The sequence below is a fragment of the Variovorax brevis genome, assembly GCF_030317105.1.
In the GTDB taxonomy this organism is placed as follows: domain Bacteria; phylum Pseudomonadota; class Gammaproteobacteria; order Burkholderiales; family Burkholderiaceae_C; genus Variovorax; species Variovorax brevis.
This window is the reverse complement of the sequence record NZ_JASZYG010000007.1, coordinates 142,198-160,759: the sequence shown is the minus strand read 5'-3', so window position 1 is coordinate 160,759 and position 18,562 is coordinate 142,198. Positions and strand designations below refer to the sequence as shown.

15 protein-coding genes are annotated in these 18,562 nt (G+C 65.6%); 5 read left to right on the top strand and 10 right to left on the bottom strand.

The features are described from left to right. The first annotated feature begins 42 nt into the window (after positions 1–42). Positions 43–1,044, top strand: a complete 1,002-nt coding sequence (locus tag QTI66_RS22575) for a retropepsin-like aspartic protease (protein WP_286562159.1) — start codon at positions 43–45, stop codon at positions 1,042–1,044. A 51-nt stretch (positions 1,045–1,095) separates the two neighbouring features. Here QTI66_RS22575 and QTI66_RS22570 read toward each other — a convergent pair whose 3' ends face one another. The 6 genes from QTI66_RS22570 to QTI66_RS22545 all read right to left on the bottom strand — a co-directional run bounded on the left by QTI66_RS22570 (position 1,096) and on the right by QTI66_RS22545 (position 11,586). After that, on the bottom strand, positions 1,096–7,656 hold the full coding sequence (locus QTI66_RS22570; protein WP_286562158.1) for a FimL-related protein: 6,561 nt from the start codon (positions 7,654–7,656) through the stop codon (positions 1,096–1,098). Positions 7,657–7,672: 16 nt separating this feature from the next. Continuing rightward, entirely contained in the window at positions 7,673–9,979 is a 2,307-nt protein-coding gene (locus QTI66_RS22565; protein WP_286562157.1) for a methyl-accepting chemotaxis protein, read from the bottom strand. A gap of 40 nt (positions 9,980–10,019) precedes the next feature. Further along, positions 10,020–10,550 carry a chemotaxis protein CheW gene (locus QTI66_RS22560; protein WP_286562155.1) on the bottom strand — a complete coding sequence of 177 codons (531 nt, stop codon included), beginning with the start codon at positions 10,548–10,550 and terminating at the stop codon, positions 10,020–10,022. A gap of 20 nt (positions 10,551–10,570) precedes the next feature. Beyond that, positions 10,571–10,936, bottom strand: coding sequence for a response regulator transcription factor (locus tag QTI66_RS22555; protein WP_286562154.1), 366 nt, complete (start codon positions 10,934–10,936; stop codon positions 10,571–10,573). Beyond that, a complete protein-coding gene (locus QTI66_RS22550) occupies positions 10,937–11,335 on the bottom strand; it encodes a response regulator (protein ID WP_286562153.1) in 399 nt (132 codons plus the stop codon). It lies immediately after the preceding gene. A gap of 80 nt (positions 11,336–11,415) precedes the next feature. Beyond that, entirely contained in the window at positions 11,416–11,586 is a 171-nt protein-coding gene (locus QTI66_RS22545) for a rubredoxin (RefSeq protein ID WP_132734743.1), read from the bottom strand. A gap of 111 nt (positions 11,587–11,697) precedes the next feature. On the opposite strand from QTI66_RS22545, the gene thiD reads away from it, so the two are divergent. The 3 genes from thiD to QTI66_RS22530 all read left to right on the top strand — a co-directional run bounded on the left by thiD (position 11,698) and on the right by QTI66_RS22530 (position 14,629). After that, positions 11,698–12,663: a bifunctional hydroxymethylpyrimidine kinase/phosphomethylpyrimidine kinase gene (gene thiD / locus QTI66_RS22540; protein WP_286562150.1), complete on the top strand. Its 966-nt coding sequence runs from the start codon at positions 11,698–11,700 to the stop codon at positions 12,661–12,663. Between the two features lie 140 nt (positions 12,664–12,803). Then, positions 12,804–14,099, top strand: coding sequence for a glutamate-1-semialdehyde 2,1-aminomutase (gene hemL / locus QTI66_RS22535; RefSeq protein ID WP_286562149.1), 1,296 nt, complete (start codon positions 12,804–12,806; stop codon positions 14,097–14,099). Continuing rightward, positions 14,096–14,629, top strand: a complete 534-nt coding sequence (locus QTI66_RS22530) for a hypothetical protein (RefSeq protein WP_286562148.1) — start codon at positions 14,096–14,098, stop codon at positions 14,627–14,629. The genes hemL and QTI66_RS22530 overlap by 4 nt, the downstream gene beginning before the upstream one ends. Here the strand turns inward: QTI66_RS22530 and purH are convergent. From purH to dusB, 3 genes are all read right to left on the bottom strand, one after another. After that, entirely contained in the window at positions 14,601–16,178 is a 1,578-nt protein-coding gene (purH, locus tag QTI66_RS22525) for a bifunctional phosphoribosylaminoimidazolecarboxamide formyltransferase/IMP cyclohydrolase (protein WP_286562147.1), read from the bottom strand. The two genes, QTI66_RS22530 and purH, sit on opposite strands and share 29 nt — an antisense overlap. Before the next feature lie 132 nt (positions 16,179–16,310). Continuing rightward, positions 16,311–16,547: a Fis family transcriptional regulator gene (locus tag QTI66_RS22520; protein WP_286562146.1), complete on the bottom strand. Its 237-nt coding sequence runs from the start codon at positions 16,545–16,547 to the stop codon at positions 16,311–16,313. A gap of 36 nt (positions 16,548–16,583) precedes the next feature. Beyond that, positions 16,584–17,633: a tRNA dihydrouridine synthase DusB gene (dusB, locus tag QTI66_RS22515; protein WP_286562144.1), complete on the bottom strand. Its 1,050-nt coding sequence runs from the start codon at positions 17,631–17,633 to the stop codon at positions 16,584–16,586. Between the two features lie 202 nt (positions 17,634–17,835). Here dusB and QTI66_RS22510 point away from each other — a divergent pair, with 202 nt between their 5' ends. Continuing rightward, a complete protein-coding gene (locus QTI66_RS22510; RefSeq protein WP_286562142.1) occupies positions 17,836–18,309 on the top strand; it encodes a YqaA family protein in 474 nt (157 codons plus the stop codon). A 79-nt stretch (positions 18,310–18,388) separates the two neighbouring features. Here the strand turns inward: QTI66_RS22510 and QTI66_RS22505 are convergent, their stop codons facing one another. Next, on the bottom strand, positions 18,389–18,559 hold the full coding sequence (locus QTI66_RS22505; RefSeq protein WP_286562141.1) for a hypothetical protein: 171 nt from the start codon (positions 18,557–18,559) through the stop codon (positions 18,389–18,391). Positions 18,560–18,562 lie beyond the last annotated feature (3 nt).

The window sequence follows — 18,562 nt, the reverse complement described above, 5'->3', positions numbered from 1 at the left end:
TCCAAAATCAGCTGAAGAAAACAAGTCTTCAGGGAGGGAAAAATGAATGTTGTGACGCCGCCTGCGCGCCCGTCGTCGATCCGTTCGTGGCCGCGCCGTTCGACGGCAGCCAAGGCCAAGCCATGGGCGATCGGCTGGCTGGCCGCTTTTGCGCTGGGCGCGGCGCAAGCCGACAGCTGTGGCATCGAGCGCGTCGGATCAACCGATCTGGTGGTGCAAGGCGGCCACTTCGTCGTGCCCGCGCTCATCAACGGCAAGTCTCCCGTGCCCTTCCTGCCCGACACCGGCGCGCAGCGCAGTGCCATCGATGCGGACGTTGCCGCTCAACTGGAACTGCCCAAACTGGGCGAACAGCCCCGGCGGATGACAGGCACGGACGGGGTGCCGGGGCGCGCGTATTTCGACGTCACGGCGGACCGCTTCGCCTTTGCCGACATGACCCAGCGTGCGGTGCGGATGGCGGTGAGCGAGCTTTCCGGCGGCCGTCCCAATGGCATCCGGGGAATCATCGGCGCGGAGTTGCTGTCCCGCTACGACGTCGAGTTCGACTTTCCCGGCAAGCGCCTGAACCTGTACCGCGTCAGCGACTGCAGCAAGGGCAGCCGTGCGCTGCTGTTGCCGTGGCTGCAGCCCTACGACACCGTTCCGCTGAAAGTGAGCGACATGCACATCCTCTCGCTGCCCGTCACCCTCGACGGCAAGACATTGGAGCTGGCCCTGGACACCGGCGCCACGAGCACCAAGATCGCCATGGACGCCGCGGCGCGGGTGGGCATCGACGTCGAGCGACTGAAAGCCGAAGCGCCACGCTCGAGCAGCTACAGCAGCACCGGCGCAACGATGTCGAACTACTCGATGCGTTTCGAGAACGTACAGGTCGGACCCGTCAGGCACGGAACCGCCAGGATCAAGATCTCCGAAATCGACGTGCGTCCTTATGACGGATTGCTGGGCCTGGACTTCCTTCGCGCACGCAAGGTGTGGGTTTCGTACGCGACGCAGCAACTGTTGCTGGAAAGGACGCCGGCAAGGCGTTCCGACTGAACAAAAAAAAGCGCCCGACGCTTGTCGCGGCGGGCGCTGAAGCCTTGGAGATCAGGCTTCGAGCGGAACCACTTCCGAGGTGTAGCTGCGCACCAGTCGCAGCAGTTCCTCTTCCGAATATGGCTTGCCCAAATAATGGTTCACGCCCAGTTGCTTGGCGTGGTCGCGGTGCTTTTCGGCGATACGCGAGGTGATCATGATGATCGGCAGGTCGGCCAGCGCTTCGTCGGCGCGGATGTTGCGCGCCAGGTCGAAGCCGTCCATGCGCGGCATTTCGATGTCCGACAGCACGAGCGCCGGGCGCTCCTGCTGCAGGCGTTCGAGTGCCTGCAAGCCGTCCGCCGCCAGCGACACGCGATAGCCTTCACGCTGCAGCAGACGCTGCGTGACGCGGCGCACGGTGATCGAGTCGTCGACGACCAGCACCAGCGGAATCTGTGGAGCGCGCGCCGCGGCGACCACCGGTGGAACCGATTCGGCCGAGCCCTGCGTCGTCGCCGTGCCATCGGCCGATGCGATGTTCGCCGCCGCGTTGGCCGCAGCCACCGACTGCATGTGACGCGCTTCGTCGCCATGCACCGCTGCCAGCGCCACCGGGTTGTAGATCAGCGCGACCGCGCCCGATGCGAGCACCGAGATGCCGGCCATGCCCGGCAGCCGCGAGAGTTGCGGGCCGAGGTTCTTGACCACGACTTCCTGGTTGCCCAGCACTTCGTCGACGTGCAGCGCCACGCGTTGTGCCGCGCTTCGCACCACGACCACCGTGTTGGCCTTGCCCAGGGCGCGCTCGCTGCGCGCTGAAGACTGCAGCAAGGCACCCGCCCAGAAGAAGGGCACCTCTTCGCCGCCAAAGGGATAGCGCTCCGACGCGTAGGCCGCTTCGAGATCCGTCGCACCCGCGCGCTGCACGAGTTCGACCAGGTTCGACGGCACGCCGATCGACCGGTCGCCGGAACGCATCATCACCACGTGCGTCACGGCAGTGGTAAGCGGCAGCACGAGCTTGAAGCTGGTGCCCTGGCCTGCAGTGCTTTGCGTTTCGATGCGGCCACCGAGCGCCGCCACGTCCGCGCGCACCACGTCCATGCCGATGCCGCGGCCTGCGAGTTCGGAAACCTGTGTCGCCGTCGAGAAGCCCGGCTGGAAGATCAGTTCCGCGCATTGCTGCGGCGAGATGGCCTGGCCCGATGGCACCAGACCCAGCGCGTAGGCACGCTCGGCGATCCGGGCCTGGTCGAGCCCGGCGCCGTCGTCGCGGAAGGTGACCGACACGTCGTTGCCTTCGTGGTGCAGGTCGATGACGATCAGGCCGCTGGCTTCCTTGCCGGCTTGCGTGCGAACCGACGCGTCTTCGATGCCGTGCGCCACGCAGTTGCGCAGCAGGTGTTCGAAGGCGGGCGTCATGCGGTCCAGCACGCCGCGGTCCATTTCGATGGAGCCGCCGGTGATGTCCAGGCGCACCTGCTTGCCGGTGTCCTTCGATGCCTGGCGCACGACGCGGTAGAGGCGATCGGAGATGCCCTCGAACTCCACCATGCGCGTGCGCAGCAGGCCGCGTTGCAGTTCGCGGGTCTGGCGCGCCTGGGCGCTCAGGTCGTCTTCCGTGGCCTGCACCGTCTTTTGCAGCGTGCGCTGCACGGTGGCCACGTCGTTGACCGACTCGGCCATCATGCGCGTGAGTTCCTGCACGCGGGTGAAGCGGTCGAACTCCAGCGGGTCGAAGCCTTGCTGCGAATCCTTGGCTTGCGCCAGTCGCGACTGCATCTGGCTTTCGGCCTGCACTTCGATGTCGCGCAATTGCTGGCGCAGGCGGTCAAGGTTGCCGGTCAGGTCGGTGAGCGAACTGCGCAGCTGGGCGATTTCCCCTTCCAGCCGCGAGCGGGTGATGATGACCTCGCCGGCCTGCATGACCAGTCGGTCCAGCAGGTGCGTGCGGATGCGAACGACCTGGCTCGCGGCAGCGCGCGACGGCGTGAGCATCGAGGGGGTCGGAAGGGCAATCCGCGCGAGCTTGGCGGCTGGCGTGTTGTCAGCCGCTGCGGCATCGGCGACGGCGGGCTTCGCCTCGTCGCTGCGAGCAACAGGAGCGGCTTGCACCGCTTCGGCGGCAGGCGCCTGCGCTGCCGGAACTTCCGGCACATCCAGTGGCACCACGGGCGCGATCGGCGCGACGACCACGGATGGCACAGAAGGCACAGCCGCCGTGACCGCAGCGGCGCGCTGCGCGAGTTCGGCCTGCGTGGCGTTGTCGGCCTCGCGCAATCCGTCGAAAGAGGCCTGCAGCGCATCGAAGCGCCCGACCACCTGCTCGATGGCGCGGCGCTCGATCGACTCGGTGCCGATGGCTTCGATGTCCGATTCCATGCGGTGGGCGCGTTCGCCCAGGCGCATGGCGCCGGCCAGGCGCGCACTGCCCTTGAGGGTGTGCAACGCACGCAAGGTGACGGCGCGTTGCGACAGGTCGCCGGGCGTTTCGACCCAGGCACGCAGCGCGGCAGCAAGGCGCGGCAGCAGTTCGGCCGCCTCTTCCTCGAAGATGGGGAACAGGTCGGCGTCCACCGCGTCGGCCATGTCGATGGCGTCGTCGGAGTCTTCCAGCACGACGTCGGCGGGCATGTGCAGCACCGGCGCGGGCGCTGGCTGCACGCGAACCTCCATCGACTCGACGGGCATGGGCGAGGCAGCGACTTCGCGCAGCGCTTCCAGCGTTTCGCCGGCCGGGTCTTTCAGCACGCCGGCTGCGAACTGGTGCAGCAGGCGGCGCAGTTCATCGGCGGCCAACACGAGGATGGTGCCTTGCTCATGCGTGCCGCGGCCTTGCATCTGCAGGTGCGTCAGGGCGGCTTCGAAAAGACGCGCCATGCCCGACAGGCTCTGGAAACCGACCGTCGCCGAACTGCCCGCCAGCGAATGCGCCATGGCGATGGTCGAATCGGCGACGCGGACGTGGGGTTCGAGCGCCCATTCGCCCACCTCGTGCGCCAGTTGGCGCGACCACTCGTCGGCCTCGTTGAGGTAGACGTTGTAGAGCGCGATGCCGATGCGCAGCGGGCCGATGGCCTTGACGGAGTCGTCGATGGCGACGGGGGCTGGTGCTTCGGGTTCTTGGGCGGCAGTGGGTTCGGCGGGCGTGGCGGCTTGCGGTGCTTCGGTCGATTGCAATGCTTCGGCCGCTTGCAGCGCTTCGGCCGACTGCAGCGCTTCGAACGATTGCAGCGCGTCGGCGGCTTGCGCTTCGTCGGCAGCTTCCAATGCTTGGGCCGACGGCTGTTCTTCAGCCACTTGCGCAGCCACTTCCTCGTCGGCTTGCGCCACTGCTTCAGTGGCCTCGGCGACGACCGGCTCTTCCTCGGCTTGCGGCGCTTGCACCGAAGCCTCAGCCACCGCTTCCGGCTCAGCAGGCGCTTGCGCGTCCACGAGCTCAGGCTCCGCGGCCGCAACTGCGTCGGCTTCGACCGGCGCGGGCTCCGCAGGAGCTTCCTCGCCCGACGTCAGTGAATGAGCGGCCACCCATGCGGCTTGGTGCGCATGGGCAATCGCGACCGGCGCCGCGTTTTGCGCTTCCAGCATGGCGGCGTCGAAGGCCGCGAATTCGTTTTCCTGCTTCAGCGCCGTTTCGGCTTCGAGTGCGAAAGTGGCTTCGAATTCGAGCGGCGGCAGCGCTTCGTCGCTCGCAGGCTGGGCGGCGGCGTGGTCGTAGGTCGGCGTGTCGTGCGGTGCACTGTCCGTGCGGAAATCGTAGGGATCGCTGAGCGCCGTGGGCTCGAAGGCCGGCTCCAGCGGTGCACTGGCCGTGGACAGAAAATCGATGTCCGCGCCCATGAAGTCGCGCGAAGGCTCGGCAGGCGGCACGCCCTCGACCTCGATCTCCGTCCAGGCCTTGGGGTCGGCCACAACCGGCGCAACTGGCTGAACCGGCGCAACCGGCGCAGCGGTCACCGGCTTCGCCGGCTCATCGAAGTCCAGGAAATCGGTCGACGGGAAGTCGTTCGAATGGAATTCGTCGATGGCAGCGTCCGCCTCGGCCTCGGCCTCGGCCACCGGCTCCATCGCAACGCGCGGCGCCTCGGCAGGCTTGACCGTTTCCATTGCAGGCGCAAGGTCCAGCGCCGGCAGGTCGGGCAAGGACGGCACGAGTGGCGCCGGCGGGGCTTCGGCCGCAATCTGGCGCGCCGCAACGGCAAGGGATTCCGCATTCACGTGATGCGGGGCCTTGGCCACAGTGGGCTCGCCGGTGCGCATCGAGTCCGCCAAGTCGCGGAACGGTGCGGCTTGCCACGAATGCGGCTCTCCGGACGCAATGGCCTCGACCCATGCGCCGAAATCGCGCAAGGCGGTGCTGCAGCCATTGAGCAGCTCCGGCGTCGCCGAGCGCTGGTCCGCCAGCCACGTATTGAGCAGTTGCTCCAGCGACCAGGCGGCATCGCCGATGTCGCTGAGGCCGACCATGCGCGAGCTGCCCTTGAGCGTGTGGAAGGCGCGGCGCAGGATGGTGAGCTCGCCCACGTCGGTGGGATCGTGCTCCAGTTCCTCGACGGCCACCAGGCCGTTCTGGACGACCTCGCGCGCTTCGTCCAGGAAGATGTTCTGGAGGTCGTCTTCTTCGAGCTCGGTGACGAAGGTCTCGGGCAGCGCCTCCAGCGGCGCGGGTCCGGTGATCTTGGCGGTCCAGCTGTCGGTCGCGCGGCTGAATTCCTCGATGGGCGAAGCGGCCTTCTTCGACGGCGAGGCGAGTGCGGCCAGCTTGGCGGCAATCTGCGCGTCGATCTGCTCGGGCGTGAGCACAGTCCCGGACAGCGCGGCGGGCTGAGAAGGCTGCGCGAACGAAGCGGTTTCAGCCTGCGCCTGGGCAGCGGCGCTTTCAGCCTGGCGGCCCATCAGCGGCTTGAGCTCGCCTGCGGCCGCGTCGAACACGAAGAGACGCTTGGCCAGCGCCGGCTGGTAGCCCAGCATGTCGATCAGGAAGCCCAGCGCGCCGAGGTTGTTGCCGAGCGAATCGAAGGCGCCGGTTTCATCGACGCTTTCCGCGCGGCCCATCAGCTCTTCGACGTTGTCGCGCATGCGCTGGACGGTCTGCGACGCCTGGTCCAGGCCCAGCACCGAGAACACGCCGCGCATCTGCATGAGCTGGCTCGGCACGGTGCGCAGCAGGCTCTTTTCCGTCGGACGACGGAAGAACTGGTCCATCGACTTTTCAAGTTCGCTCAGGTGGCTGCGCAGTTCGTCGACCACGGTGCCCATGGTCTGGCGATCGCTCACGCGGCGGTAGAGCTCTTCCATCCACGGCTCGAGCGGCTCGGAGCGGCCGCCTTCGCGTGCGCGCTCGATGCGGCCAGCAAGCTGGACGGTGCGCGCCGTCAACTGGCGGTCGCGCGGGTCGAGGTCTTCGAATGCGGCTTCGAGGTACAGCACCGAAGTCGCGACTTCCATCGCGAGTTCGGTGGACGGCGGCTTGCCGGAACGCATCGAAGCGTCCACGGCGTTGTTCAGCGCCTGCGCCATCGGCAGGCTTGGCGGATGCAGCTTTTGCAGCGACTCGGTCAGCTGCGCGAAGGTGTCGGCCGCCTGGCGCACGCGCGCCACGTCGCCACCCGAAAGCGCCGACCACATTTCCTTGGCGGCTTCGATGCGCTTGCGCGCCTGCGCGAGGACGACCGGATCGAAGCGTCCGAACTGCTCGCTGGTGTAGTCGACCGCACGTTCGTCGGCAATGCCCCAGGCCGCGCGCACGGCGCGCAGCGTGATGGCCTCGTCACGCGGGCTCGGTGCGGCTTGCGCGCAGAAGAACAGCAGGTCCTGGCCGAGGCGGTCGGAGACGGTCTCGTCGCCGCGCGCCAACGTGGCGTATTGCAGCAGCACGCGCGATGCGGCGCGCTTCACATACACGTCGGGCGTGATGAGCGACAGGCCCAGCGCTTCGAAGAAGGCACCCGCAAGCGCCCAGAAGCTGCGGGCGCGTGCGGAGCCGCTTCCGCGCGAAAGGCCCACGCAGATTTCCTGCAGGCGGCGCGAAGCGACGTCGTCGCCGGTCTTGACGACCTTGAGCACTTCGCGGTCGAACTTGGAGCGAACGGCCGGGTCGTAGATCAGCGCCGGCTTGGCGCTGGTGAGGGAAATATCCGCCCAGCGCCACTGCAGCGCCCACAGGTCGGCGGGGTGCACGCGCTCGTTGCCCACCAGTTCGAGCACTTCGCGGTACTGCGGGAACATGGCGACCGACGACACCGTCTTGCCAGCCAGCAGGGCATGCAGGAAGTCGCCGACGGCGAAGCCCGCGCGGTCCATCTTCTGGACGGCGGCTTCATCGCAGCGCACAGGCTCCTGCACGAAGCTCTGCACGGCGAACTCCATGGCGCCGATGACGAGCGCCGGCGTGGGGTGGCCGACCATCTGCAGGGCGCCGACGGCCTGGTGCAGTTGCTGGCGCACGAGCCGCAGCGGGCCGGCGTCGATGTCGGGTGTGTTGGCACTCTCACGCGCGAAGCGGCGCAGCGACTTGCTGCTGGCTTCGAGCGTCTTCTGGATTTCTCCGAGCACCCAGGCCAAAGGCCCGAGGTCTTCGGCGCCCGGCGCGTTGCCGGCGACAGGGGCGTTTGCGGGGGCGAGGGTCACGTTGAGTGCTCGGCGTTCAGGTGATCTTGAATCGGGCAACCGATTGGCGGAGTTCGTCGGCCATGTGCGAAAGCTCGCGCACCTGCTGTGCAGTGGTACGCGTGCCTTCTCCGGTTTGCTCGGTCACGGCGAAGATGTGCTGGATGTTAGCGGCCACCACGTTCGCCGAATTGGCTTCACGCGAGGCAGACTGTGAAATTTGCTCGATAAGCTCGGCCAGTCGACGTGACACGCGGTCAATCTCGGACAGTGCCGTACCGGCGTTGTCGGACAGCTTGGCTCCTTCGACCACACCCTGCGTGGAACGCTCCATGGCGCCCACCGCGTCCTGCGTGTCGGTCTGAATGGCTTTCACCAGCGCCGCGATCTGGCGCGTGGCGTCTGCGGAGCGTTCAGCCAGTCGCTGAACTTCTTCCGCCACCACCGAGAAGCCGCGACCGGCTTCACCGGCGGACGCGGCCTGGATGGCGGCGTTCAAGGCCAGCACGTTCGTCTGTTCGGTAATGTCCGAGATCAGTTCGGTGATTTCACCGATCTCCTGCGAGGATTCACCCAGGCGCTTGATGCGCTTGGAGGTTTCCTGGATCTGGTCGCGGATCGAGTTCATGCCGCCGATGGCGTTCTGCACCGCTTGCAGGCCCGACGATGCGGCTTGCAGCGACTGGCGAGCAACAGTTGCCGACTCTTGCGCTTGCGAGGACACGCCGTTGATGCGTTCGGCCATCGTCAGCACCGACTGGCCGGTTTCACGGATTTCGCGCAGCTGTTCGGTCGATGCGGCCAGCAGTTCGGTCGAGGTGCTTTCCACCTGCGAGGTCGTGGCGGCCACGCGGGTTGCCGTGTTCTGCACGTTGCCCACCAGCAAGCGCAGTTCTTCCACCGTGTAGTTCACCGAGTCGGCGATGGCGCCGGTGATGTCTTCGGTCACGGTGGCTTCTTGCGTCAGGTCGCCTTCGGCCACTGTTTGCAGTTCGTTCATCAGGCGCAAGATGGCGGCCTGGTTGGCGACGTTCACGCGGGCAGCTTCCTCGTGCATGCGGTCGGCTTCGACGCGTTCGCGTTCGGCAGTGGCTGCACGCTCGCGGCCTTCGCGAACCTGTGCGTAACCGATGGCGCCTGCGAGGCCCAGTGCCGTCAGCGACAGCAGGAACAGCATCGCCACCGTACCGCCACCGAGGCCGGTGCGTGCGGAGAGCTTCTCTTGCAGGTCACCCATGGCCAGGCGCAGCGGCTCGCTGTCGTTCAGGATGGTGGACTGTGCTTCGCGAGCCGTCACCAGGCCTTGCAGGTTGCCCAGGATGGCGCCAGCTTGCGTGCGGGTCTGCTCGTAGGTCTTCAGGATGGCTTCGAGTTGCTGGCGGGTTTGCGTGTCACGCGTGCCCGGCAGGCGTTGTTGCGCGTTGCCGTCGAGCAGGCCCTTGGCGACTTCCTGGAAAGTGTTCAAGTCCTTGCCGAGCAGGAACACCGCGTCGGGGCTCACGCCTTCGACGGTCAGGAATTCGTTGGCCGACTTGCCGATACGCTGCGTCAACATGACGAGCTGGCCGGCAGCCGAGATTTCCGGCGTCGTGGCGCCCTGCTGCATCTTGAGCGATGCAACGGTTTCGGCCATTTCCAGCAGGTCGGACGATTGGCGGTTGATGTTGCGCAGCGCGGCGCCCACCTGCGTCAGGATCTGTTGCTGGCCGAGCACGGCCTTGGCGCTGGCTTCGGCGCGATCCACCAGCGGCACGATCTTGGCCATTTCACTGTCGTAGTCGCTGCCGATGCGTTCGAGCTTGAGGCCGTCGTCGCCGCTGGCCAGGCCATGGGCACGGCGGGACAAGTCGTCCGCGCTGTCCTTCACTTCAGCGAAGGCAGGCACATTGCCCACCAGCGCCTGCGACACCGACTTGGCAAGACGCTGCGATTGCATCAGCGCCTGGCCGCTGGCCGCCACTTGCTGGGCGATGCGGTCGGCGCGAAGAATGGCGGAACCGGCGATGAGCAGGAGCAGCAACACCACCACGGCCAGCGCGATGGACAGGACGCGCTGCTGGCGCTGCAGGCCCGAACGCTGCGCGACCGGTGCGGCTTGCGCCACGGGCGCCGGTTCGCCCTCGCCTTCCGGCAGGGCTTCGCGCTCGGCGACGTCCACCGGCTGGGGTTCGTTGGCGGCGGGAGTGATGGCTTCACGGCGCATGACCTGGGCCTTGTCTTCAATGGGCTGGACCGTATCCGAGCTGTCGAATGAAAGGGCGGCGGCGCCGTTGTCGGCGGTCATGGTGACGTTGGCGCCACGCACAGGGAGAAGTCTCTTGAACTTGTCGGCGATCGAGCTCACGGTCGGTCCTTCAGGTTGATGTCGGTTTCCGGCAGCCCGATCAGGCGCCGATGCTCAAAAACTGGGGTTGCTGGGAAAGCGCTTGCAGGTTCACTTCCTGCCATTGCTCTCCAGCCTCGTCGGTATAGGCGTGGCCCATCCACGCCGGCGCGTCCTCGGCCGGCGGCTGCGAAGCCACGAAGGCCTCGACGCCGCGCAGGCCGACCAGGCGGTCGATCAGCAGGGCGCAATTGACTTCGAGCAACTCGTTGAGCGCGACGAGGCGCGATTGCGCGCGGGCCGTCTCGGCCACCGAGCCGGTGCCGCGCCCGGAAGCAAAGGTGGCGAGTTCGACGACGCCGTACAGGCCGCCGCGCAGGTTGGAAACGCCCAGGAACCACGGCTCCGTGTAAGGCACGGGCTGCGGCGGCGTCCACGGAAAGATCTCGCCGGCGTGGCCGAGCGGGAACAGGAACTTGGCGTCGCCCGCTTCAACGGCGAGCCACGAAGCGGACACGCCGGACGTGCGCGCCGCCTGCAGCCGGCCGGCAAGCCGGGACTGGAATGCGCGGAGAGCGTCGCGATTGGCCATGGACGGTCGCTCGATTTCTCTTAGTTCAGCGCGCTGATCTTGGCCATCAACTCGGTCGCGCTGACCGGCTTGACGATGTAGTCGCGTGCGCCCTGGCGCATGCCCCACACACGATCGGTTTCCTGGTTCTTGCTGGTGCACAGGATGATCGGCACGGCCGCGTACAGCGGGTCGCGGGCAATGGCGCGCGTGAGCTGGAAGCCGTTCTGGCCGGGCATGACAACGTCCATGAGGATCAGGTCGGGACGCTCTTCCTGAAGACGGCGCATGGCGTCGTCAGCGTTTTCCGCGGTCTTCACGGCAAAGCCGTTTTTCTGCAGCAGATCGGTCAGGAACATCAACTCCGTCTTGGAGTCGTCGACGACGAGAACTTTATGAATGGCCATTTAGAGAGCTTCCGGTTGAAGAACGCCAAACTGCTCCACGGCCTGGAGCAGCTGGTCTTTGGTGAAAGGCTTGGTGAGGTAGTCCTGCGAGCCGACCATGCGGCCGCGCGCCTTGTCGAACACGCCGTCTTTCGAAGACAGCATGACGACAGGGACGTTGGAAAAAGTGGCGTTGCGCTTGATGATGGCGCAGGTCTGATAGCCGTCGAGACGCGGCATCAGGATGTCGCAAAAGATCAGATGCGGCTTGTGGTCGTTGACCTTGGAAAGAGCGTCGAAGCCATCTTCGGCGAGCAGCACTTCGTGGCCGCCTTGCTTGAGGAAGATCTCGGCACTGCGCCGAATGGTGTTGCTGTCGTCGATGACGAGCACCTTGTAACCAGATCCATTGGTGCTCATTGGCACACGCTCCTGTAAGACACTTTCAATGACCGCTGCGACTCAAATCCGTCGCAGGAAGCGTGGCCCTATGCCATGCTTCAGATTTCAACCATTTCAAAGTCTTCCTTGCGCGCACCACATTCAGGACACGTCCAATTCATTGGAACGTCAGCCCACGCAGTACCAGGCGCAATACCGTCTTCCGGTACTCCCACCGCTTCGTCGTAGATCCACCCGCAAATCAGGCACATCCAGGTTTTTTTGTTCATCGCAGCTTACGTTCCCTGTTCATAGAATGCAACGATTGTATCGAGACGTCACACGATATCTCGTGACTTGCGTCTCACATATGCCACCATGTTGGTGACTCTCTCTGGTGTATGACAACTTCTTTACTACCCTCCAGCGATTCAGACCAAACAGACGATCTTACTGGCGCCCGTTCCAATGAGGACGAGGGCGAGGAAAGCGTTGCGGGACTGCCTTGCGTGTTGGTCTTCAACGCAAGCGATCCCAGTGGCGCCGGTGGCTTGGCAAGCGATGCATTGGCCATCGCATCGGTGGGTGCGCACATGCTGCCGGTGGTGACCGGAGCCTATGCGCGCGACACCGCCGAGATTTTCGATCACTTTCCCTTCGACGAAGAAGCAGTTGCGGAACAGACGCGCACGATTCTTGAAGACGTCGAAGTGCAACTGATCAAGATCGGCTTTGTGGGCACGCCGGAAATCCTGAGCGAGATCGCCGAGACCACCAGCGACTATCCGGACGTTCCGGTGGTTGCCTACATGCCCAACTTGTCGTGGTGGGACGAGAACCAGATCGAGGCTTACCTGGATGCGTTTCGCGAACTCATCCTTCCGCAGACGACGGTGCTGGTGGGCAACCACAGCACGCTGTGGCGCTGGTTGCTGCCGGACTGGACCGGCGAGCGCAACCCGACGGCACGCGACATCGCGCGCGCGGCCGGTGAACTGGGCGTGCCCTACACGCTGGTGACCGGCATCGTGTTGCCCGAGCAGTACATCGACAACGTGCTGGCGTCACCGCAGGCCGTGCTGGCGAGCGAGAAATACGAGCGACTCGAAGCCGTGTTCTCCGGCGCCGGAGACACGCTGTCGGCCACGCTCGCGGCGTTGCTGGCCAGTGGCACCGATCTTGTCGCAGCGACGACCGAGGCGCTCAGCTACATGGACCGCTGCCTGGATGCGGGCTTTCGGCCAGGCATGGGCCACATCGTGCCTGACCGTCTTTTCTGGGCGCAGCCGGAAGACGAGGACGACGATGGCGAGGTGCCTGAAGGCGGTGCGGACTTTGCGCTGCCGCCACACGAGACGCGGCACTGACATGTTGCTCGCCCCCAGGCTTGCCCACTTCGTGTGGCCTCCAACCCCCTGCCGGGGGCAACACCAATGGCCCGGCAAAGCCGGTTCCATGGTGTTTCGCGAAGGGAATCGCGGACCGACGGCAGCGGCACAATCCGGTCATGCCAAACACTGATCGCAACGACACACTTTTCGAGCGCGCACGCGCTGTCATTCCCGGCGGCGTGAACTCGCCCGTTCGGGCCTTCAAGGCCGTGGGCGGAACGCCGCGCTTCATCGCGCGGGCGCAGGGCGCCTACATGTGGGATGCGGCGGGAAAGCAATACATCGACTACATCGGCTCGTGGGGTCCGATGATCCTGGGGCACGGCCACCCTGCCGTGATCGAGGCGGTGCAACAGGCCGTGACCGAGGGGCTCTCGTTCGGCGCACCGACGGAGCGCGAGATCGAACTGGCCGAAGCCATCCTCGCGCTCATGCCGTCGATGGAAATGGTGCGCCTCGTGAGCTCGGGCACCGAGGCCGCGATGAGCGCGCTGCGACTGGCGCGCGGCGCCACGGGACGCAAGTACATCATCAAGTTCGAAGGCTGCTACCACGGCCATGCGGACGCCCTGCTCGTCAAGGCGGGCTCGGGCCTGGCGACCTTCGGCAACCCGACCTCCGCCGGCGTGCCGCCTGAAGTGGTGCAGCACACGCTCGTGCTCGAATACAACAACCTCGCGCAGCTGGACGAAGCCTTTGCGCTGCACGGCCACGAGATCGCCTGCCTCATGATCGAGGCGATTGCCGGCAACATGAACTTCGTGCGCGCGACGCCCGAGTTCGCCAAGCGCTGCCGCGAGCTGTGCACGCAAAACGGCGCGCTGCTGGTCTTCGACGAAGTGATGACGGGGTTCCGCGTGGGCCTTCAAGGTGCGCAAGGCGTGCTGGGCATCACGCCCGACCTCACCGTGATGGGCAAGGTCATCGGCGGCGGCATGCCACTGGCGGCCTTCGGCGGACCGCGCAGCATCATGGAGCAGCTCGCGCCGCAAGGGCCGGTGTACCAGGCTGGCACCTTGTCGGGCAATCCGGTGGCGACCGCCTGCGGTTTGGCGACGCTGCGCGAGATCTCCAAGCCCGGCTTTTATGAAGCGCTGTCGGCCAAGACCCGCATGCTGGTCGATGGGTTGAAGGCGGCGGCAGCCGAAGAAGACATGCCGTTCAGTGCCGACAGCGAAGGCGGCATGTTTGGCTTCTTCTTGCTCGACACGCTGCCGCAGAACTATACGAGCGTGATGAAGAGCAACGGCGCGAAGTTCAACGCGCTGTTCCATGGCCTGCTCGATCGGGGCGTCTACATCGCGCCGGCACTGTACGAGGCGGGATTCGTCAGCGCGGCGCACGCCGATGCGGACATTGCCGTCACGATCGAGGCCACGCGGCAGATCTTCAGGCAGCTTCAGGAGTCATGAAGGGCCGCGTCCTCCTGCCGCTGTTCGGCCTGTTGCCAGGCTTGAGCGTTGCGCAGGTGGACTTGGGCCAGTTGTGGATCAGCCCCGGCTTCTATTCGGCCCACTTCGACCGCAGCGAGGGACTCAAGAACGAGAACCCCGGCATTGGATTCGAGTACCCACTGGGCAACGCTTGGTCGCTGACGGCCGGCGTGTTCAACAACAGCGAACGGCGCACCTCCCACTACCTGGGCGCATTCTGGATGCCGCTGGAGTGGAAGGGCATGAAGTTCGGCGCCGCCATCGGCGGCTTCAACGGCTACCCCAATGCGAACGACGGCGGCTGGTTTCCAGCCGTGATCCCCACGATGGCCATTGAAGGCCAGCACTGGGGACTGAACATCGCGCTGATTCCCGACATCAAGGACCGCCTGCACGGCGCCATCAGCTTCCAGCTGAAGTTCCGTTTTGGGGGCGCTGCGCCTGCCGCGGCGGCACCGCCGGCGGCGGCGGGCGCCGACATCAATGGCGGAAGTGCCGAACGCCCGTGAGCACCATCGCCACGCCGCGCTCGTCGGCCGCGTCGATCACTTCCTGATCGCGCATGGAGCCACCCGGCTGGATGACGCAGGTCGCGCCGGCGTCCACCACGACGTCGAGCCCGTCGCGGAACGGGAAGAAGGCGTCGCTCGCCACGGCCGTGCCGGCCAGTGACAGGCCCGCGTGCTCGGCCTTGATGCTGGCGATGCGCGCGGAATCGAGCCGGCTCATCTGGCCCGCGCCCACGCCCATCGTCATGCCGCCTGCGCAAAACACGATGGCGTTGCTCTTGACGTACTTGGCGACCTTCCAGGCAAAGAGCAGGTCCTGAAGCTGTTCGGGCGTCGGCTGCTTCTTGCTGACGACCTTGAGTTCGTCGATGGAGAGTTCCCGGTTGTCGGCGGTCTGCATGAGCAGGCCCGAGCCGATGCGCTTCACGTCCACGGCATTGCGGCCGTTTTCCCAATCGGTCTTGCCGCCCTTGGGCAGTTCGATTTCGAGAATGCGCACATTGACCTTGCTCTTGAAGACTTCCAGCGCTTCGGGCGTGTAGCCCGGCGCCATCAGCACTTCGACGAACTGCTTGCTCACGGCCTGCGCCGCGGCGAGGTCAACGGGCCGGTTGAAGGCGATGATGCCGCCGAAGGCCGAGGTCGGGTCGGTCTTGAAGGCTTTTGAATAAGCCTCGAATGCGTTGGCGCCAATCGCCACGCCGCACGGATTGGCATGCTTGACGATGACGCACGCCGGCACGTCGAAGCTCTTGACGCATTCCCACGCCGCATCGGCATCCGCGATGTTGTTGTACGACAGCTCCTTGCCCTGCAGCTGCTTCGCCGTGACGAGCGAGCCGGGGGCAGGATACAGGTCGCGATAGAACGCGGCGAGCTGGTGCGGGTTCTCGCCGTAGCGCAGGTCCTGCAGCTTGACGAAGCGGCCGTTGCTCTGCGCCGGGAAGATCGCGTGCGTGCCGTCTTCCTGGATGCGCGAGAGGTAGTCGCTGATGGCGGCGTCGTAGTTGCTGATGCGGTTGAACGCGGCCACCGAGAAGGCGAACTTCGTCTTGTCGCTGAGCTTGCCCGACGCCTTGAGTTCTTCCAGCGCCACGGGGTACTGCGCCGCGTCGGTCAGCACGCCGACGTCCTTCCAGTTCTTGGCGGCGCTGCGCACCATGGCGGGGCCGCCGATGTCGATGTTCTCGATGGCGTCTTCCAGCGTGCAGCCGGGCTTGGCCACGGTCGCCTCGAAGGGGTAGAGGTTCACGACAAGCAGGTCGATGGTGTCGATGCCGTGTTCCTTGAGCGCCGCCATGTGGGCCGGCAGGTCGCGCCGCGCCAGCAGGCCGCCGTGCACCTTGGGGTGCAGCGTCTTCACGCGGCCGTCGAGCATTTCCGGAAAGCCCGTGTGATCGGCCACTTCGGTCACAGGCAAGCCCGCGTCGGCCAACAGCTTGGCCGTGCCTCCGGTCGACAGCAGCTTGACGTCGAGCGCGTGCAACGCCTGTGCGAATTCGAGGATGCCCGTCTTGTCGGAGACGGAAATGAGTGCGGTCAGTGCCATTGGGTAGGGGAGGTTGGTTCGTCAGCGATCAATTCGGGAGACACCGCGCAGCTTGCTTCGACGGGCCGCTGGTGTTGCCCCCTGCAAGGGGGTTGGCGGAGCACACGACGTGCGCCCCGCCTGGAGGTGCGCCTATTTCAATAGCTTGTGTTCCACGAGTTTCTTGCGCAGCGTGTTGCGGTTGAGTCCCAGCCATTGCGCCGCCCGGGACTGGTTGCCTTCCGCCCGCGCCATCACCACGTCGAGCAATGGTTTTTCCACGACGCTCACCAGCATCTCGTACATGCCGTCGGGCTCGGTGCCACGAAGGTCGCGGAAATAGCTTTCCAGACTGCTTCGCACGCAGTCCTCGATTTGTTTCTTGCTCATGCTCTTCTCTTCTTCTCTCTCTGGTCAGACAGCCGCTCAGGCCGCTGCTTCTTCTTCCTCGGTTTCAATCCGGTCCGGGGCCGCAATGGGCATGCGGTCCGTGTGCGCGGCAAGACGTTCGAAGAACTCGCCGACCGCAAGCAACTGCTGGTCGCAATCCTCGATGGTGTTCATCTCGCCGCGAAATGCTTCGCCGCCCGGCAATCCGCGCACATACCAGCCGATGTGCTTGCGGGCGGTACGAACGCCGCTGTAGTCCCCATAAAGGGCGTAGTGTTCCTGCAGATGGTCCAGCAGGAGCCGGCGCACTTCGGCCACCAAAGGCGGTGCACGATGCGTGCCGGTCTCCAGGAAATGCGCGATCTCGCGAAAGATCCACGGCCGTCCCTGCGCCGCGCGACCGACCATGATGGCGTCGGCGCCCGTCGCGGCCAGCACATCGCGCGCCTTCTCGGGGCTCGTGATGTCGCCGTTGGCCACCACCGGCACGTGCACCGCGGCCTTCACTGCCGCGATGGTGTCGTATTCGGCATGGCCCTTGTAGCCTTGCTCGCGCGTGCGTCCGTGCACAGTGAGCATTTGCACACCGGCCGATTCAAAGCGGCGCGCGAGTGCCACGGCATTGCGGTGGTCCACGCTCCAGCCGGTTCGCATCTTGAGCGTCACCGGCACGCCGTGCGGCTGCGCCGCCTTGACCACGGCTTCGGCAATCTCCAGGGCCAGCGGTTCGTCGCGCATGAGCGCGGAGCCAGCCCATTTGTTGCAGACCTTCTTGGCCGGGCAACCCATGTTGATGTCGATGATCTGCGCACCACGCTCGATGTTGTAGTGCGCGGCCTCGGCCATCATGTCCGCATCGGTGCCGGCAATCTGCACCGAAATGGGGCCGGGCTCGCCGTCGTGATTGGCACGGCGCGAGGTCTTGAGGGAGTTCCACAGATCCTTGCGCGAGGTCACCATTTCGCTGACTGCGTAGCCCGCGCCGAGCGCGCGGCACAGCATGCGAAACGGCCGGTCCGTGACGCCAGCCATGGGCGCAACGAAGAGGCGGTTTTCCAGCGAAATGTTGCCGATCTGCAAGGTCATGAATAAGGGTTTGCGCAGACTCGGCTGCCGAAAAATGAGGCACGATTGTAGCGACGGCGGACCCACGCGGCTGAAACCATTTGCACCTTTACACCCTGAACAACAACACCGGTGGTTGACAAGCGGATGCGCAACGCACGCGGGATTCCTCCAGTATTGCCCTACAAGTATTTCGCGAGCGGGTCCCTATACTCCGCGCCACATGCAGGCTTGGCTCAACTCCCTCCTGGCACTTCTGGCCTTGCCGGAATTCGGCCTGTCGACGCTCTTCATCGTTGCTTTCATATCAGCGACCTTGTTGCCGCTGGGCTCCGAGCCTGCGTTGTTCGGCCTGCTCAAGCTCAACCCCGACATGTTCTGGCCAGCGGTACTGGTCGCGACCGCGGGCAACACCCTGGGCGGCATCGTCGATTGGTGGATGGGCTATGGCGCGCACAAGGTCGTGGACAAGTACGACCATTCCAAGCACCACTTGCGGGTGCTGAACTGGCTCGAACGCCTGGGTGCGAAAGCCTGCCTGCTGGCATGGCTGCCCGTGGTGGGCGATCCGCTGTGCGCGGTGGCCGGTTGGCTCAAGTTGCCGTTCTGGCCATGCGTGCTCTACATGGCGATCGGCAAGTTTGCGCGCTACGTCACGATGACCGTCGCGCTGCTCTACATCTGGCCGAACGCCTGAGGCAGAGCCTCACGCTGCCCGTTGCGGTGCAGCGCTGAAAAAGGACGGGCGCGCCGATGCGCCCATCCATGCATGGCGATCAGCCGCCCTTGTGCGCGCGCTTGCCGACGTTCTTCTTGCTGCGCGTGGCCGGGCCGCGCTCGAGGCTGCGGCGCTGGCCGGTGCCCAAGCGTGCGGAAGCCATGCCGTTGACGGGCTTCGGTGCGGGGGTGGCCTTGCGGTCGGCTTCGGTAACGATCTTGTTGCCCATGAG